This window comes from Peterkaempfera podocarpi (assembly GCF_042466665.1).
GTDB lineage: Bacteria > Actinomycetota > Actinomycetes > Streptomycetales > Streptomycetaceae > Peterkaempfera > Peterkaempfera podocarpi.
On record NZ_CP162102.1, the window covers coordinates 2216968 to 2232691 of the forward strand.

The 15724-nt window shown below is 74.0% G+C and carries 15 protein-coding genes; 7 read left to right on the forward strand and 8 right to left on the reverse strand.

The window, feature by feature from the left end; translation table 11 throughout:
* Positions 1-18 precede the first annotated feature (18 nt).
* Both AB0761_RS09775 and AB0761_RS09780 read left to right on the forward strand, forming a co-directional pair.
* Entirely contained in the window at positions 19-705 is a 687-nt protein-coding gene (locus tag AB0761_RS09775; protein WP_377268577.1) for an alpha-ketoglutarate-dependent dioxygenase AlkB family protein, read from the forward strand.
* 74 nt (positions 706-779) lie between these two features.
* The gene (locus tag AB0761_RS09780) at positions 780-1223 is read left to right on the forward strand and encodes a YchJ family protein (RefSeq protein WP_377268578.1); all 444 of its coding nucleotides are present in this window, start codon (positions 780-782) and stop codon (positions 1221-1223) included.
* Between the two features lie 84 nt (positions 1224-1307).
* Here AB0761_RS09780 and AB0761_RS09785 read toward each other — a convergent pair whose 3' ends face one another.
* Together AB0761_RS09785 and AB0761_RS09790 are read right to left on the reverse strand one after the other, a co-directional pair.
* Positions 1308-2888, reverse strand: a complete 1581-nt coding sequence (locus AB0761_RS09785; protein ID WP_377268579.1) for a glycerol-3-phosphate dehydrogenase/oxidase — start codon at positions 2886-2888, stop codon at positions 1308-1310.
* Positions 2885-3484 (reverse strand): TetR/AcrR family transcriptional regulator, encoded by a 600-nt coding sequence (locus AB0761_RS09790; RefSeq protein WP_377268580.1) that lies wholly within the window; start codon positions 3482-3484, stop codon positions 2885-2887. Before AB0761_RS09790 ends, AB0761_RS09785 begins: the two co-directional genes overlap by 4 nt.
* 50 nt (positions 3485-3534) lie before the next feature.
* On the opposite strand from AB0761_RS09790, the gene AB0761_RS09795 reads away from it, so the two are divergent.
* Both AB0761_RS09795 and AB0761_RS09800 read left to right on the forward strand, forming a co-directional pair.
* On the forward strand, positions 3535-5142 hold the full coding sequence (locus tag AB0761_RS09795) for an FAD-binding oxidoreductase (protein WP_377268581.1): 1608 nt from the start codon (positions 3535-3537) through the stop codon (positions 5140-5142).
* 32 nt (positions 5143-5174) lie between these two features.
* Positions 5175-6056, forward strand: coding sequence for a diacylglycerol/lipid kinase family protein (locus tag AB0761_RS09800; RefSeq protein ID WP_377268582.1), 882 nt, complete (start codon positions 5175-5177; stop codon positions 6054-6056).
* Positions 6057-6067: 11 nt separating this feature from the next.
* Here the strand turns inward: AB0761_RS09800 and AB0761_RS09805 are convergent, their stop codons facing one another.
* The 3 genes from AB0761_RS09805 to AB0761_RS09815 are packed head-to-tail and all read right to left on the reverse strand — an operon-like array spanning position 6068 to position 9338.
* On the reverse strand, positions 6068-6859 hold the full coding sequence (locus AB0761_RS09805) for a GNAT family N-acetyltransferase (protein ID WP_377268583.1): 792 nt from the start codon (positions 6857-6859) through the stop codon (positions 6068-6070).
* A gap of 47 nt (positions 6860-6906) precedes the next feature.
* Complete coding sequence (locus tag AB0761_RS09810) at positions 6907-7932, reverse strand: acetamidase/formamidase family protein (RefSeq protein WP_377268584.1); 1026 nt, start codon at positions 7930-7932, stop codon at positions 6907-6909.
* Positions 7929-9338 (reverse strand): APC family permease, encoded by a 1410-nt coding sequence (locus tag AB0761_RS09815; RefSeq protein WP_377268585.1) that lies wholly within the window; start codon positions 9336-9338, stop codon positions 7929-7931. The genes AB0761_RS09810 and AB0761_RS09815 overlap by 4 nt, the downstream gene beginning before the upstream one ends.
* A 276-nt stretch (positions 9339-9614) precedes the next feature.
* On the opposite strand from AB0761_RS09815, the gene AB0761_RS09820 reads away from it, so the two are divergent.
* Genes AB0761_RS09820 through AB0761_RS09830 form a run of 3 tightly spaced genes read left to right on the forward strand, consistent with a single transcriptional unit; the run spans position 9615 to position 11779 of the window.
* Positions 9615-10004, forward strand: a complete 390-nt coding sequence (locus tag AB0761_RS09820) for a MarR family winged helix-turn-helix transcriptional regulator (RefSeq protein ID WP_377273989.1) — start codon at positions 9615-9617, stop codon at positions 10002-10004.
* Between the two features lie 37 nt (positions 10005-10041).
* Entirely contained in the window at positions 10042-11313 is a 1272-nt protein-coding gene (locus AB0761_RS09825) for an MFS transporter (RefSeq protein WP_377268586.1), read from the forward strand.
* Between the two features lie 28 nt (positions 11314-11341).
* The gene (locus AB0761_RS09830) at positions 11342-11779 is read left to right on the forward strand and encodes a MarR family winged helix-turn-helix transcriptional regulator (RefSeq protein WP_377268587.1); all 438 of its coding nucleotides are present in this window, start codon (positions 11342-11344) and stop codon (positions 11777-11779) included.
* A gap of 137 nt (positions 11780-11916) precedes the next feature.
* Here AB0761_RS09830 and AB0761_RS09835 read toward each other — a convergent pair whose 3' ends face one another.
* The 3 genes from AB0761_RS09835 to AB0761_RS09845 all read right to left on the reverse strand — a co-directional run bounded on the left by AB0761_RS09835 (position 11917) and on the right by AB0761_RS09845 (position 15660).
* Positions 11917-13452: an MDR family MFS transporter gene (locus AB0761_RS09835; RefSeq protein WP_377268588.1), complete on the reverse strand. Its 1536-nt coding sequence runs from the start codon at positions 13450-13452 to the stop codon at positions 11917-11919.
* A 61-nt stretch (positions 13453-13513) separates the two neighbouring features.
* Entirely contained in the window at positions 13514-14044 is a 531-nt protein-coding gene (locus AB0761_RS09840; RefSeq protein ID WP_377268589.1) for a MarR family winged helix-turn-helix transcriptional regulator, read from the reverse strand.
* A gap of 491 nt (positions 14045-14535) precedes the next feature.
* Complete coding sequence (locus AB0761_RS09845; RefSeq protein ID WP_377268590.1) at positions 14536-15660, reverse strand: serine/threonine-protein kinase; 1125 nt, start codon at positions 15658-15660, stop codon at positions 14536-14538.
* Positions 15661-15724: the final 64 nt, after the last annotated feature.

A 15724-nucleotide genomic window follows, 5' to 3' on the forward strand; every position in this document is an offset into this window, starting at 1 on the left:
AGCCCGGGAGAGCACCGCATGAGCACACTGCCGCTGTTCGACCCGGCCGGCGGGCAGCGCCGGGAGGTCGCACCCGGCGCCGTGCACCTGCCCGGCTGGCTCCCTGCGGAGCAGCAGCGGGAGCTGGTCGACGCCTGCCGCGGCTGGGCGGCCGGCCCGGTGCCGATGCGGCACACCCGGCTGCCCCGGGGCGGTGTGATGTCGGTGCAGACGGTCTGCATCGGCTGGCACTGGAGCCCCTACCGGTACACCCGCACCGCGGTGGACTGCGGGGGCGGCCGGGTCGCCGACTTCCCCGGCTGGCTGGCCGAGTTGGGCCGCCAGGCGCTGGTGGACGCCTCTCCGGACCCCTCCGCGGGCGACGGCTACGCCCCGGACACCGCCCTGGTCAATTTCTACGACGCCCGGGCCGTCATGGGGATGCACCAGGACAAGGACGAGCGCTGCGACGCCCCGGTGGTCTCGCTGAGCATCGGTGACACCTGTGTCTTCCGGTTCGGCAACACCGAGCACCGGGGGCGGCCGTGGACCGACGTCGAGCTGGCCTCCGGGGACCTCTTCGTCTTCGGCGGTCCCTCCCGCTTCGCCTACCACGGGGTGCCGCGGATCCGCCCCGGTACGGGCGACCCCGCCGCCACCGGGCTGGCCGCCGGCCGGCTCAACATCACCCTGCGGGTCACCGGGCTGTCCGACAGCACCGGCTGAGGCGGGCTCCGACTGAGGCGGGCACCGGCTGAGGCGGGCACCGGCCCGGCGGGGCCGCAGGCGACAATGGCCGCATGGCCCGACGTACCTCCCGCCCCAGGCGCACCGCCGCCGCTGCCCCCGCCGCCCCGCAGGAGTGCCCCTGCGGACTGCCCGCCTCCTACGCCGACTGCTGCGGCCGGCTGCACCGCGGGGAGGCTGCGGCGGCCACCGCGGAGCAGCTGATGCGGTCCCGCTACAGCGCGTTCGCGGTCGGCGACGAGGCCTATCTGCTGCGCAGCTGGCATCCCCGCACCCGGCCGCCGCGGGTCGATCTCGACCCGCGGCTGCGGTGGCTGCGGCTGGAGGTGGTCGGCGGCAGCGACGGGGGGCCGTTCCACAGCGAGGGCACCGTGGAGTTCCGGGCCTACTGCTCCCAGGGCGGCCAGGGCGGCGAGCTCCATGAGAACAGCAGGTTCGTCCGCCATGAGGGCGCCTGGGTCTATCTGGACGGGGTGGTGGACGAGGACGCCGGCTGAACGGGGTGCCGGCGCGTCGCCCGAGCAGCCGCCGCACCCGGCCGGCTCAGCGGGCGGCCCTGGGGGCCCCCGCCCGGCCGCGGGTCAGCGCGGGCGGCTGGGCTCCGGCAGCTCCCGGAGGGCCGCCCGGGCGGCGGGCAGCGCGGCGTCGCGGTCGGCGGGAACCAGGCCGATCCGGGTCCGCCGGTCGAGCAGGTCGGCTTCGTCCAGCGCCCCTTCATGGCGTACGGCCCAGACCAGTTCGGCCGCGGTGACATCAAGACCGGCCACCACCGGCCGTCCCAGACCGGGGTCGGCGACGGCCAGGGCGTGCACCGCAGGTGCCTCGGTGCCGTAGCGGCGGACCAGGCGGCGCGGCGCAGCCAGCGCGGCCAGCGTGCCGGGGGCGGCGGCGCCGACCAGCGGCAGGCGGGCGGTGCGGCAGGGGCCGGCGGTCAGGCCCCGGGCGGCGACGGCGGCGTCCACCGCGTCCTGGGCCATCCTGCGGTAGGTGGTGAGCTTGCCGCCGACCACGGTGACCACGCCCTCGGCCGAGGTCAGCACCGCATGGCGGCGGGAGATGTCGGAGGTGCGCTCGCCGTCCGCGCCCCCGGAGTCCAGCAGCGGCCGCAGTCCGGCGAAGGCTCCGGCCACATCGCTGCGGCGCAGCGGCACGTCCAGTGCCGACCCGAGGATGTCCAGCAGGAAGCCGATGTCGGTCTCGGGCACCTCGGGAACGTCGGGGATCGGCCCGTCGACCGGCTCGTCGGTGAGCCCCACGTACACCCGGCCGTCGCCCTGCGGCAGCACCAGCACAAAGCGGTTGATCTCGCCGGGGACGGGGATGTGCAGTCCGGCGCGCATCCCGCCGAGGGCGTCGGAGCGCAGTACGAGATGGGTGCCCCGGGAGGGGCGCAGCCGGATGTCGCCGACCAGGCCGCCGGCCCAGACCCCCGCCGCGTTGACCACGGCGCGGGCCCTGATCTCCAGCTGCTCCCCCGTGAGCTCGTCCCGTACCAGGGCGCCGCAGCCGCTGAGGGCGAGGGCGCGGACGCGGGTCAGGATGCGGGCGCCGTGGGCGGCTGCGGTGCGGGCGACCGCGGTCACCAGGCGGGCGTCGTCGGCGAGTTGGCCGTCCCAGGAGAGCAGTCCGCCGCGCAGCCCGTAGGGGCGCAGGCCGGGGGCGAGTTCCAGGGTCTCCACGGCGGAGAGGCGGCGTGGTCCCGGCAGGGTGGCGCGGGCGGTGCGGGCGGAGGCGCGCAGCAGGTCGCCGGCCCGCAGTCCGCTCCAGGCCAGGGCGGCGTTGCGGCGCGGGACCAGCGGGGTGAGCGGCAGCACGAAGGGCTGGGCGTGCACCAGGTGCGGGGCGGTGCGCTCCATCAGGATGCCGCGCTCCACCGCGCTCTCATGGGCGACGTCCAGCTGTCCGGAGGCCAGGTAGCGCAGCCCGCCGTGGATCAGCTTGGAGCTCCAGCGGGAGGTGCCGAAGGCCAGGTCGTGGGCGTCCACGGCGGCGACCGTCAGCCCGCGGGAGGCCGCGTCCAGCGCGACCCCGGCGCCGGTCGCGCCGAGGCCGACGACCAGGACGTCCACCGGGGCGGCGGCGCCGGCGAGCTCGGCCAGTTCGCGGCTGCGCCGGGCCGCGCCGAGGGAGGAGCCGTCCGGGGTGCGGGGGTTGCTGCTCATGGTGCGAGGGTCCTCTCCAGGATGTGCCTCAGCTCGCCGAGGAAGGCTTCGGCGTGGAGGTCGGAGTCGGCGTCGTCGGTCATGGTGCGCAGCGAGAGGGTGAAGGACTGGGCGACCAGGAGGACGGCGCGGGCCTGCCGCACGGGGTGGTCGCGCCGGACGGAGCCGTCGGCGTGCCCCTCGCGCAGGGCGTCGGCGAGGAACTCCAGCAGGGTGTCCTGGCTGGCGCCGCGCCGGTCCAGGACGTAGGGCAGCAGCAGCTCGGGGTCGACGTCCAGGATCTTGCGGAAGAGGGGGTGGGCGCGGAACGCCCGCACCCCGGCGACCAGTCCCTCGACCAGCCGTTCCCGGGCGGGGCGGGCCGGGTCGGGCGCCGGTGCGGCGCCGAGGGCGACCGCGATCCACTCACGGGTCATCAGATCGCCGACCACGGTGCGGACATCGGGCCAGCGCCGGTAGAGGGTCATCCGGGAGACGCCCGCGCGGCGGGCGACATCAGTGAGGGTGGTCCGGCGCACCCCCACGGCGAGCACGCACTCGCGGGCCGCGTCCAGCACGGCATCGTCGTCCGTTCCATTGTGACGATTAGGCGTCATGTGTAACAGTGTAACCCACAAGCCGGACCGGCGAAGGGGAGTGCATTCCGTTGGAGATGCTGTGGAGCGGCTGGGGCGACCCGGCCAAGGCGGCCCCGCTGCCCGAGGCCGTGGTCGGCCTGCTGCGCGACCTGCTCGGGGTGAAGCCCGCGAGCACCCCGCCGGCCGAGCTGGCGGACCTCGCCGCCGGCGCCGTCCCCGCGTCCCGGCTGACCGGCTCCGCGCTCGCCGCCCTCACCGAGGCCGTCGGCGGCCCGGAGCAGCTGCGCACCGACCCCGAGAGCCGGATCCGGCACACCCGCGGCAAGTCCACCCCGGACCTGCTGGAGATCCGGGCCGGACGGCTGGATGCCGCCCCCGACGCCGTACTGCTGCCTGCCGACCACGACCAGGTCCTGGCCGTACTGCAGGCCTGCTCCCGCCACCGGATCGCCGTGGTCCCCTTCGGCGGCGGCACCTCGGTGGTCGGCGGCCTGGCCCCCGAGGCCGACGGCTGCTTCGTCGCCCTGGACCTGCGCCGCCTCAACCGGCTCACCGCCCTGGACACGGTCTCCCGCACCGCCACCCTCCAGCCGGGCCTGCGCGGCCCGGAGGCCGAGGCGCTGCTGGCCGAGCAGGGCTTCACCCTGGGGCACTTCCCGCAGTCCTTCGAGTGGGCCACCGTCGGCGGGTTCGCCGCGGCCCGCTCCAGCGGCCAGGCCTCCGCCGGATACGGCCGGTTCGACGAGATGGTCGTCGGCCTCACCGTCGCCACCCCCGAGGGCACCCTCGACCTCGGCCGGGCACCGCGCTCCGCCGCCGGTCCGGACCTGCGCCAGCTGGTGCTGGGCTCGGAGGGCGCCCTGGGCGTGATCACCTCGGTGACCGTACGGATCCACCCGCTGCCCGCGACCAGGGTCTACGAGGGATGGCGGTTCCCCTCCTTCGAGGCGGGCGCCGCGGCGCTGCGCCGGCTCGCCCAGGACGGTCCGCTGCCGACCGTGCTGCGGCTCTCCGACGAGACCGAGACCATGGTCGGCCTGGCCCGCCCGGACGCCATCGGCGCCGCGGACGACGGCCCCTCCGCGGGCGGCTGCCTCGCCGTCACCGGTTTCGAGGGCACCGCCGAGGACACCGCCCGCCGCCGTGAGCAGGCCAGGGCCGTGCTGCTGGACTGCGGCGGCGAGCCGCTGGGCGAGGCGCCGGGCGAGCACTGGGCCCGCGGACGCTACTCCGCGCCGTATCTGCGCGATTCCCTGCTGGACGCGGGCGCCTTCGCCGAGACGCTGGAGACCGCCGCCTTCTGGTCCGGCATCCCGGCGCTGCACGACGCCGTACGCCGGGCCCTCACCGAGACCCTCACCGCGGCCGGCACCCCGCCGCTGGTGATGTGCCACATCTCGCACGTCTACCCCACCGGCGCCTCGCTCTACTTCACCGTGGTCTCCGCCCAGGGCGAGGACCCGGTCGCCCACTGGGCCCCCGCCAAGGCCGCCGCCTGCGACGCCATCGCCGCGGCCGGCGGCACCATCAGCCACCACCACGGCGTGGGCACCGACCACCGGGCGTGGTACACCCAGGAGGTCGGCCCGCTGGGGGTGGCGGCGCTGCGCGCCGTCAAGGCCGTGCTCGACCCGGCCGGCATCCTCAACCCCGGCATCCTCCTCCCGTCCCGCTGATCCGCCGCCAACCGCCCTCGGAGGCATACGCCATGCGACAGTTCACCGCCGTCGTCAACCCCACTGCGGGCGGGTCCACCGGGGCTGCGGCGCTGCTCCCGCTGGCCGGGCTGCTGCGCGGCGCCGGGGCCGAGGTCGAGGTCGAGTACAGCCGCGGCCTCGACCACGCCCGGGAGGTCGCCCGGCAGGCCGCCGGCCAGGGCCGGGTCGTCCTCGCCGTCGGCGGCGACGGCATGGCCGGCTGCGTCGGCGGAGCGCTGGCAGGTACGGACGCCCTGCTCGGGCTGGTCCCGGCCGGCCGCGGCAACGACTTCGCCAGGGCGCTGGAGCTGCCGTCCACCGCCCCCGACCTCGCGCGGCTGCTGCTGCACGGCGAACCGCGGCGGATCGACGCCGTCGAGGTCACCTCCCCGGGCCGCCCGACCACGGTCGGGCTGGGCAGCGTGTACGCCGGCGTGGACGCGGTGGCCAACCGCTACGCCAATGAGACCCGGCTGCTGCGCGGCGCCGCCTCCTACTACCTCGGGGGCCTGCGGGCCGTGCTCGGCTGGCGGCACGCCGACTACCGGATCACCGTGGACGGCGTGCTGCACGAGCGGCGCGGCTTCACCGTGGTCGCCGCCAACTCCGCCTTCTACGGCTTCGGGCGCCGCATCGCCCCCGAGGCCAGGGTCGACGACGGCATGCTCGATGTGGTCGTCATCCGCGAGACGTCCAGGCTGCTCTTCTTCGCGGTCATGAACGAGCTCAAGTCGGGCACCCACACCAAACGCCCCGAGGTGGAGGTGCTGCGCGGCCGCGAGATCCGCATCGAGGCCGACCGCCCCCTCCCCTACGGGATCGACGGCGAGGTCGACGCCGTCCTCCCGGTCACCGCGCGGGTGCTCCCCGGGGCGCTCGGCATCCTCTGCTGAGGCAGGGCCCCTCAGGGCTGCGGCGGTGTCCAGACATAGGGGGTGGTGGTGGTCACGGCGTGGAAGCCGAGCCGGCGCAGGATCGGACTGCTGTCGTCGGAGGCGTCCACCTGCAGATAGGTGACCCCGCGGGCGAGGGCGAGCCGGGCGCGGGCGGTGACCAGCGCGCGGTAGATCCCCCTGCCCCGCCAGGCGGGCAGCGTGGAGCCGCCCCACAGACCGGCGAACTCCGTCCCCTCCCGCAGGACCAGCCAGGCGGCGCAGACCACCTCCCCCTCGGCCTCGGCGATCAGGACGGCGATCTCGTCGGGGGATGCGGAGATCCGCGCGCTCAGGTCGTCGCCGATCCAGCTCATGTCCTGGCCCCAGACCGTGGACTCCAGGGCGGCGATACGGCGCATGTCCCGGTCGTCGCTGACCTGGCGCAGGACGACGCCGTCCGGCACGACGGGTTCCCCGGCCAGCTCGTCGGCACGGCCGATCAGGACGGTCTCCTGGGCCTCGGGGACGAAGCCGGCGGCGCGCAGGCGGTCGGTGAGGTCGGCAGGCCGGTCGTGACCCCGGAGCTTCCACTCCACCGCCTCCCCCCGGGCTGCGAAGTAGTCGCGTTGACGGGCGATCAGCCGGTCGAGCTCGGCGCCGCGCACGCCGGGATCGGGGGGACCGGTCACCAGGCCGCGGAACTGGCCGACGACGCGCAGCAGCGGCCCGTCCTGCTCATAGCCCACCCCGGCCGGCGGGGTGGGCACCGCTCCGCGCATCTGCTCGTCATAGGCCGCGAGCAGGCCCTCGATGTCTGTCACAGCAGAGACGTTACAAACCCTGGCAACCGCTTTTGCCGTACGGCGTCTCAGCGCTGCCGCAGATACTCCGCGGCCCGGTCTCGGAGGTGGTCATGGAGGCCGTCGTACGCCCGGGTGCCGCCGAGGACGGTCTTGGGGAGCTTGGCCACCATGGTGTAGTTGGTGTCCACCACATTGCCCGCGGGTGCCAGCCCGGTCTGGCTGACCAGTTGGTAGGCGTCCAGCCGGTGCAGGCCCGTCAGCCCGGCGGTCCAGCCGACCAGGTCGTGCTGGCTGATGCGGTAGGCGTCCTCCAGCGGGCGGGTGGAGCCGGTGGACATCAGGAAGGCGTCGCTCTCGATCCGGGGCCAGGCCGGGCCGCCGCCCTTGATCAGGTCGATGACCACGGCGGTGTTCATCGCCGACTCCACAGCGGTGCCGCAGACCTCGCCCTCACCCTGCCGGCAGTGGCCGTCGCCGAGGGAGAGCGCCGCTCCGGGGACGTTGACGCCCAGGTAGAGGGTGGTGCCGGCGCGCAGCTCAGGGGTGTCCATATTGCCGCCGTGGGCGCCCGGGGTGATGCTCATGATGACCTCGCCGGCGGCCGGGGCGACGCCCACGGTGCCGTGCATGGGGTCCAGCGGCAGTTCGACCTCCGGCCCCGTGCCGTCGAGCCGGGGGCGGAACCGGCAGGTGCCCCGGGCGCGGTCGATCTCGTAGACCCAGACCACCTCCTCCAGCGGCTCGTGCAGCATCGCCGTGGCATGGGTGGCGGTCAGCGCGCCGAAGTGCGGGAAGGTGGCGGAGAACGCCTGGTCGCGGGCGGGGGCGATGTCGGCGAAGTGCACCGCCAGGGTGTCCCCGGGCTCGGCGCCCTCGACATGGATGGGACCGGTCACCGGGTTGAGGTACGGAAAGGTGCAGACCTGGCTGGGCAGATCCGAGGTGGAGCGCACCAGACCGCCGAAGCAGTCCTCCGTGTACAGCTCGACCACGGTGCCGGGCCGCACCCGCAGGACGGGCTCCCGGCCGCCGAAGGCGTAGCAGAAACGGTCGGGGGCGGGGTCCAGACGGACCACGTCGAGGTCGCTCAAGGCTGCTCCTCCGTTGCGGGGACGGCGGTGGTCTCCAGGTCGGTCCGGCGCCCGGTGGCGAGCAGCACCAGCAGTACGGCCACTCCGACGGCCAGCCAGAGGAAGCCCAGCCGCTGGGCCGCCACCTTGGCGTTGACCACCACGTACACCAGGATGGCGAAGCCGATCGCCGGGGCGAGCAGATGGCGCCACCAGTCGCGGCTCCCCCTGCGCACCACATAGTGGACGACCACCGAGACATGGAGCACCAGAAACGCCGTCAGCGCACCGAAGTTGACCAGTGAGCCGAGCAGGGTGATGCCGTCGGAGCGGGCGTTCATCCACAGGCCGAGGCCCAGGGAGACCGCGGCGACCAGCAGGGTGGCGTTCACCGGGACCTTGCGGCGGGGGTCGACCCGGGCGAGGAAGGCGGGCAGCCGGCGGTCGCGGGCCATGGCGTAGAGCAGCCGTGAGGTGGCGGCCTGGGCGACCAGGGAGTTGGCGAATCCCCAGGCGATGGCCGTGGCCAGCGCGCTGAGGGTGCCCAGCCAGGCGCCTCCGGCGGCCCGCGCGGCGTCGTAGAAGGCGGTGCCGTCCGGGTCGCCGTCGCTGATCAGCTGCGCGGGGTGCGGCACCAGCATCGCCGCCACCCAGGTCTGGGCGATGAAGAGCAGTCCGGCCAGGCCCAGTGCGGCGGCCATGGAGCGGCCGATGGCGCGGGCCGACTCCCGGTTCTCCTCGGCGAGGGTGGAGATGCCGTCGAAGCCGAGGAAGCTGAGGACCGCGATGGAGACCGCCCCGAAGACCAGCGACCAGGAGAAGGTGCGGTGGTCGTAGAAGGCGTGGAGGCTGAAGCCGTTGCCCTTGCCCTGGGCCAGCGCGATGACACCGACGACCAGGAAGACGGCCAGTACGGCCAGTTCGCCGGCCAGCATCACCTTGTTGATCCGGGCGGTCATGGTGATGCCCAGGTAGTTGACGGCGGTGTTCAGCAGGACGAAGCCCAGCAGCCACAGCCACACCGGGACGGAGCCGACCAGCGAGTGCATGGCCACGGCCGCGATCAGATAGAGCAGCGCCGGGACGAGGACGTAGTCCAGCAGGATCATCCAGCCCGCGAGAAAGCCGACCGGTGCCGCGATGCCGCGCCCCGCGTAGCTGTAGACCGAGCCGGCCATCGGGAAGGCCCGGGACATCTGGGCGTAGGAGGCGGCGGTGAACATCATGGCCAGCATGCCCACCGCGTACGCCAGGGCGACCATGCCCCCGGAGCCTGCGAAGACACCGCCGAAGATGCCGAACGGCGCGATCGGCACCATGAACACCAGTCCGTAGACCAGCAGGTCGCGGAAGCCCAGCGAGCGTTGCAGCTCCTGGGTGTAGCCATAGCCCTCGATCGTGCCTTCGCCGGACGACTGCTCGCTCACTTCGCCTCCCGGAGGACGGTGGCGTATGGCTGCCGCAGCGATGATAAGGGCCCAACGGCCCTGGCGGAACGGCCCGTTCCCCCTGGGTGAACCTCTGTCCCGCCGCCGCCCGGGGGGCCGGGGCGGCAGTCGCGGCGGCCGAAGAGAAGCATAGTCAGCCTATATAGGTGCGTGATATAAATCCGCCATGAGTGACGTCCAGCCGGCCGGCGACGAGACGCCGCATTCCTGGAGCAGCTGGCGGTCCTCGCGGTCCGTCATCTGACGCCCCGGGACATCAGCTTCACCACGGCCTCCACCCTCGGCCGCCTGGCCCGGGGCGGCCCGGCCCGACTGACCGCCCTGGCCGCGGACGAAGGGGTCAGCCAGCCGTCGATGACCCAGCTGGTCCAACGCCTGGAGCGGCAGGGCCTGGTCCGCCGCACCAGCGATCCGGCGGACGGCCGGGTGGTCCTGGTGGCCGTCACCGACGCCGGACGGGAGCTGTTGGCCGACCGCCGCCGGGCACGCACCGAGCGCCTGGCCGCACTGCTCGCAGCCCTTCCCGCCGAGGACCGGGAGGCACTGGCGGCCGCGGCCGCCGGTGCACTGCCAGCCCTGGAGCGGCTGGTGGCGGTGGCGGTCGAGGCCGGGTTCCCGGAGGCGGACCGCCGCCCGGCCGACTGACGAGGCGTCACACAGCACTCGAGTCTGGAGTCCCCCCGTGTCCGCTCACCCCGGAGCACCCAACCCCTTCCGGCAGCCCAAAGCCGTCTGGGCCGTGGCCTTCGCCTGCGTGATCTCCTTCATGGGGATCGGCCTGGTCGACCCGATCCTGCCCGCCCTCTCCTCCCAGCTGCACGCCACACCCAGCCAGGTGTCGCTGCTCTTCACCAGCTACCTGGTGGTCACCGCCGTCGCCATGCTGGTCACCGGCTTCGTCTCCAGTCGAATAGGCGCCAAGCGCACCCTGATCGCCGGCCTGGCCCTGATCGTGGTGTTCAGCGCACTGGCCGGCTCCTCCGGCAGCATCAGCGGCATCGTCGGCTTCCGGGCCGGCTGGGGGCTGGGCAACGCCCTGTTCATCGCCACCTCGCTGGCGGTCATCGTGGGCTCGGCCAGCGGCGGCTTCTCCGGCGCGATCATCCTGTACGAGACCGCGCTGGGCGTCGGCATCGCGGTCGGCCCGCTGCTGGGCGGCGAGCTCGGCTCGATCAGCTGGCGCGGCCCGTTCTTCGGCGTCGCCGTACTGATGGCCACAGCCCTGGTCGCCACCGTGGTCCTGGTGCAGCCCACCCCCGCACCGGCCCGGCGGGCCTCGGTACTGGACCCGCTGAAGGCGCTGCGCCACCGCGGACTGCTCACCATGGGCCTCACCGCGCTCTGCTACAACTGGGGCTTCTTCACGGTGCTGGGCTTCGCGCCCTACCCGATGGGTCTGGGCACCCACCAGCTCGGCTATGTCTTCACCGGCTGGGGTGTGCTGGTCGCCCTCTTCTCCGTCTTCGGCGCGCCATGGCTGCAGGCCCGCTTCGGCATCGCCCGCACCCTCTATCTCAACCTGGCGCTGTTCGCCGTGGACATCCTGGTGATCGGCCTGTTCACCGACTCCCGGGCGACCCTGATCACCGCGGTGATCGTGGCCGGCGCCTTCATCGGCATCAACAACACCATCACCACCCAGGCGGTGATGACGGTCTCCCCCGTCGAGCGCCCCACCGCCTCCTCCGCCTACGGGTTCGTCCGCTTCATCGGCGGCGGCCTCGCCCCGTACGCGGCGGGCAAGCTCGCCGAGCACTACGGCGTCCATGCGCCGTTCTACGTCGGCGCGGCCGCGGTCGTCATCGGCATCGGCGTGCTGGCCACCGGGCACTCCCTGCTGGCGGACGCCGAGCGGGCGCAGGCCGCGGAGGCGGCCGGCCACACCCCGGACCAGGCGCAGCAGGACCGCCTGGAGCAGCAGGCGCTGGCCGAGGACGTGGGCTCCGCAAGCTGAGCCGCCGCCCACCCAGCAGACTGGCGTCATGAACCTCGCCGAACTGCACCTCTTCGGGCGGGCGCTGTCCGCCGCGGCCGTGCACGCCATGCAGCCCACCGGCTCGGAACCGCTGTCGCCGACCGAGCTGGTGGTGCTGCGCTGTCTGCACGGGCAGGACGGGCTGGCGGTGGGCGAGTTGGCCCGGCGGTGCGGGTTCGCCCAGAGCCGGATCTCCACCGTGGTGGCCGCGCTGCGCGACCGGGGGCTGCTGGAGGCCGCACCCGACCCCCGGGACCGGCGGCGGAACCTGGTCTCCACCACGGCACTGCTCAGGGAGCTGGCGGCCGCGGTGCCGGCGGTCGACGCCACACCGCTGCTGCGCGAGCTGCTGGCTGCGGCGGGGCCCCGGGCCGAGGAGCTGGTCGCGGCGCTCGGGGAGGCCGCCGCCGTCCTGGCGGCGCAGGCCGGGGAGCCGCAGCCCTGAGGGGCCGGCGGCGAGGGCCGGGGCCGGACGCATCGCGTCCGGCCCCGGCCCTTTCGGTGCACCGTTTGCCCTCCGGTGCGCCGGTCGGCGGCCCGGCCTGTCCCTGGCCCTCGGGCTGCCGAGGCTGGCGTCCCCGGTCAGCCGGCGGTGGCCGGCGCGGTGGCCTCACGGTCGGCCGGCTTGGGCTCCGGCTGCCCGCTGCGCAGCGGCACCTCACGGATGAGGGCGATGGCGACCAGGCCCAGCAGCGCGATCGGCGCGGCGATCAGGAAGATGTTGCCGGAGGCGTGCCCGTACGCGGTCTCGACCACATGGGCGACCGGCGCGGGCAGGGTGTGCACATCGGGCAGCGAGCCGCCACTGCCGCTGCTCCGGACGCCGATGGCGGCCAGTCCGTCGGCGGTGTACGTCCCGACCTTGGAGGCGAGGACGGCGCCGAGCGCGGAGACGCCGATCGCACCGCCGAGGCTGCGGAAGAAGGCCACCACGGAGCTGGCGGCGCCCAGTTCGTGCATGGGCACGGTGTTCTGCACGGCCAGCACCAGGTTCTGCATCGTCATACCGACACCGCAGCCGACCAGGAACATATAGACACCCAGCAGCACGAACGAGGTGTCGGCGCGCACGGTGCCCATCAGGGCGAAGCCGACGGTGAGCAGCACCCCGCCGAGCACCATGTAGCGCTTCCAGCGGCCGGTGGCGGTGATCAATCGGCCGACGAGGGTGGAGGAGAGGAAGAGCCCGGCGATCATCGGCAGCGTCATCAGCCCGGAGACCGTCGGCGACTTGCCACGGCTGATCTGGTAGTACTGGCTGAGGAAGACGGTGGCGCCGAACATGGCGGTGCCCACGGCGAGGCTGGCGACCACCGCCAGGGTGACGGTACGTCCCCTGAAGAGGTGCATCGGGATGATCGGCTCGGCGGCCCTGGTCTCGGCCCGTACGAACAGCGCAGCCAGCACCAGTGCACCGCCCACCATGAGGGCGGTCTGCCAGGAGCCCCAGGCGAAGCTGGCCCCGGCCAGCGAGACCCAGATCAGCAGCAGGCTGACCGCCGCACTGACCAGCACGGCACCCAGGTAGTCGACCTTGACCCGGCGCTTGACCACCGGCAGCTTCAGGGTGCGCTGCAGCACGACCAGGGCGAGCGCGGCGAAGGGGACGCCGACGTAGAAGCACCAGCGCCAGCCGAGCCAGGAGGTGTCCACGATGACACCGCCGAGGAGCGGGCCGCCGATGGTGCCGACGGCCATGACCGCGCCCAGGTAGCCGTTGTACTTGCCCCGCTCGCGCGGCGGGATCATGGTGGCCAGGATGACCTGGGCCAGCGCGGTGAGTCCGCCGGCGCCCAGGCCCTGCACCACCCGGCAGCTGATCAGCATCCCGGTGTTCTGCGACAGGCCGGCCAGGGCCGAGCCCACGATGTAGACGCCCAGGGAGAGCTGGATCAGCAGCTTCTTGCTGGTCAGGTCGGCGAGCTTGCCCCAGATCGGAGTGGAGACGGTGGTGGCCAGCAGGGTGGCGGTGACCACCCAGGTGTAGGCGGACTGGCTGCCGTGCAGGGCGGTGACGATGCGGGGCAGCGCGTTGGAGACCACGGTGCTGGACAGGATCGCCACAAAGAGGCCGAGCAGGAGGCCGGAGAGCGCCTCCATGATCTGGCGGTGCGTCATGGGTGCCGGGGCACCCGGATTTCCCGTTCCTGCGGGAGCGGTGGCTGGCTGCTGTGCCACGTCAGGATTCCCTTCGTGCCGCCCCGGGGGCGGCCGGTGATGCGGTGGTGTACGGAGGTTCGGCGGGCCGGGTCCAGTCCGGCGACTGTGCGGTGCCGGACTGCGGCGGGAGGAGCCCCAGGTCGCGGTGGAGGCGGCGGAGCAGCCGGGCGAGGCTGTCCAGGTCGGTGTCGTCCCAGGCGGCCGTGGCGTCGGCCAGCTGCACGGCCCGGGTGCGCAGCACGTCGGCGACCACCCGGCGGCCGGCCTCGGTTGCGCTGATCAGGCAGGAGCGGCCGTCCGAGGGGTTGGGCCGGCGGACGGCGAGGCCGAACTGCTCCAGGTGGGCCAGGCGGCGGCTGACCACGGACATGTCGAGGAGGAGGCACTCGGAGAGCTCGACCATCCGCATCTCCCCCTGCCTGCACAGGGTGGCGAGCATGGCGACGGCCGCCCTGGTCTGCGTGGGGACCGGCTGGTCCGCACGGCGGAGCAGCAGGGTGACTCCCCTGAGATCGTCGGACATCTCCGACAGGACCCGCTTTCTCGACATCGAAACATCTCCATCGATGATTGCCTGAGGCAACCGTATCAGTGGTTGCCTCAGGCAACCATCCCTGGAGATGTATATGTTCCTGTGCTCTGCGTCACCGCACGGGGGCTGCGCCGCATCGGGTGCGCGCGAGGACGCGAGAAGGGAAGGCAGGGGGCCGGTCCTGCGGCCCTGTCGAGCGCACCTGTCGCCGGCCGCCGTATCGGGCCCCGGCACTGCGGCACCCCGCGCCGCACGGCGGCATCCTGCCGATCCTGAGGTCGCCGGTTGCGGGGTGGGCACGGTCGCCCGTCATGCCCCGGGCCGACGGGCGAGGCCCGGGCGGGGTCACCGGAGTGCCGGCCGGGGCCCGTACCCGCCACCGCCCGGCGCCGTCCCGGCCCGGTCGACCACCGGGCCCACCGGGCCCACCGGGCCCGCCGGGCGGGCAGAGCCCGCTCAGCTACCGGGCCCGCCCGATTGCCGGGCCCGCTTCAGCCACCGGACCGGCCTCAGTTGCCCGGACCGATGGCGGCCATGCTGAGCAGCGTCGACACCACAAGGGCCACCGCCCCGGCGACCGCGATGGTGATCACCTTGTGCCGCCGCATCAGCGCCCGGACGCGAAGATGCAGATTGTCCCCGCCCTCCTGCCGCCCCGGCTTCGCCGACCGCCGCCGGCCGCTCGCCGCCGGCGCCCGCCGGGAGCCGGCGGCCGGAGCCGGGGTCTTCGGCAGGGCGTAGACGGTCGGTGCGGGAGCTGCGGTCCGCGGCATGGCGTACGCGCTCGATGCGGGGGCCTCGGCCGGTACGGAGGCCGCGGCGGCACCCTGCCAGACGGCTGTGGCGAACCAGTCCGCCACCTCCTGGGCGGCCGGACGCTCCTCGGGCCGCTTGGCCAGCATCCGCAGCAGATACTCCTCGAACGCCCCGGGCAGCCGAGGGCAGCGCCAGGACGGCGGTGCGGGTGCCGCCGCGACATGCTGGTGCAGTACGGCCGCGGCATGGTCCGACTGGAACGGCGGCTCCCCCACCAGCAGCTGGTAGAGCACGCACCCGAGTGCGTAGACGTCCGAGCCGGGCCCGGCGGCGCTGCCCAGCGCCCGCTCCGGTGCCAGGTAGAGGCTGGTGCCCACGATCTGGCCGACTCCGGTCAGCGCGGCCGAGGAGTCGTCGGCGAAGCGGGCGATACCGAAGTCGGCGATCTTGACCCCGTCGTCGGCGCCCCGGATCAGGTTGCCCGGCTTGATGTCGCGGTGGATGACCCCCTGCCGGTGCGCCGCCGCCAGTCCGGCCGCCGTCTGGGCAGCGACCGCCGCCACCCGGTCGACCGGGAGCGGGCCCAGCGTTTCCAGCTCCTGGGCCAGGCTGTGGCCCTCCACCAGCTCCATCACCAGGAAGAAGCGGTCCTGCCAGGCACCGAAGTCGAAGACGGTGACCACCTGGGGGTGGTGCAGCCGGGCCGCGGTCTGCGCCTCCAGCCGGAACCGGGCGGCCGCCTCCGGGTCCGAGTCGGCGGCCAGCATCAGCTTCACGGCCACCGGGCGGCCCAGCACCTGGTCATGGCCGCGCCAGACCTCTCCCATGCCGCCGCGGCCGATCGCCACGTCCAGCCGGTACCGATCCGCCACCAGCACCCGGATGCCTCCTGCCTTCTGCTCCCGCGAGTTGCCCGGCGGGCCGCCGTGGCGATCTTCAGAG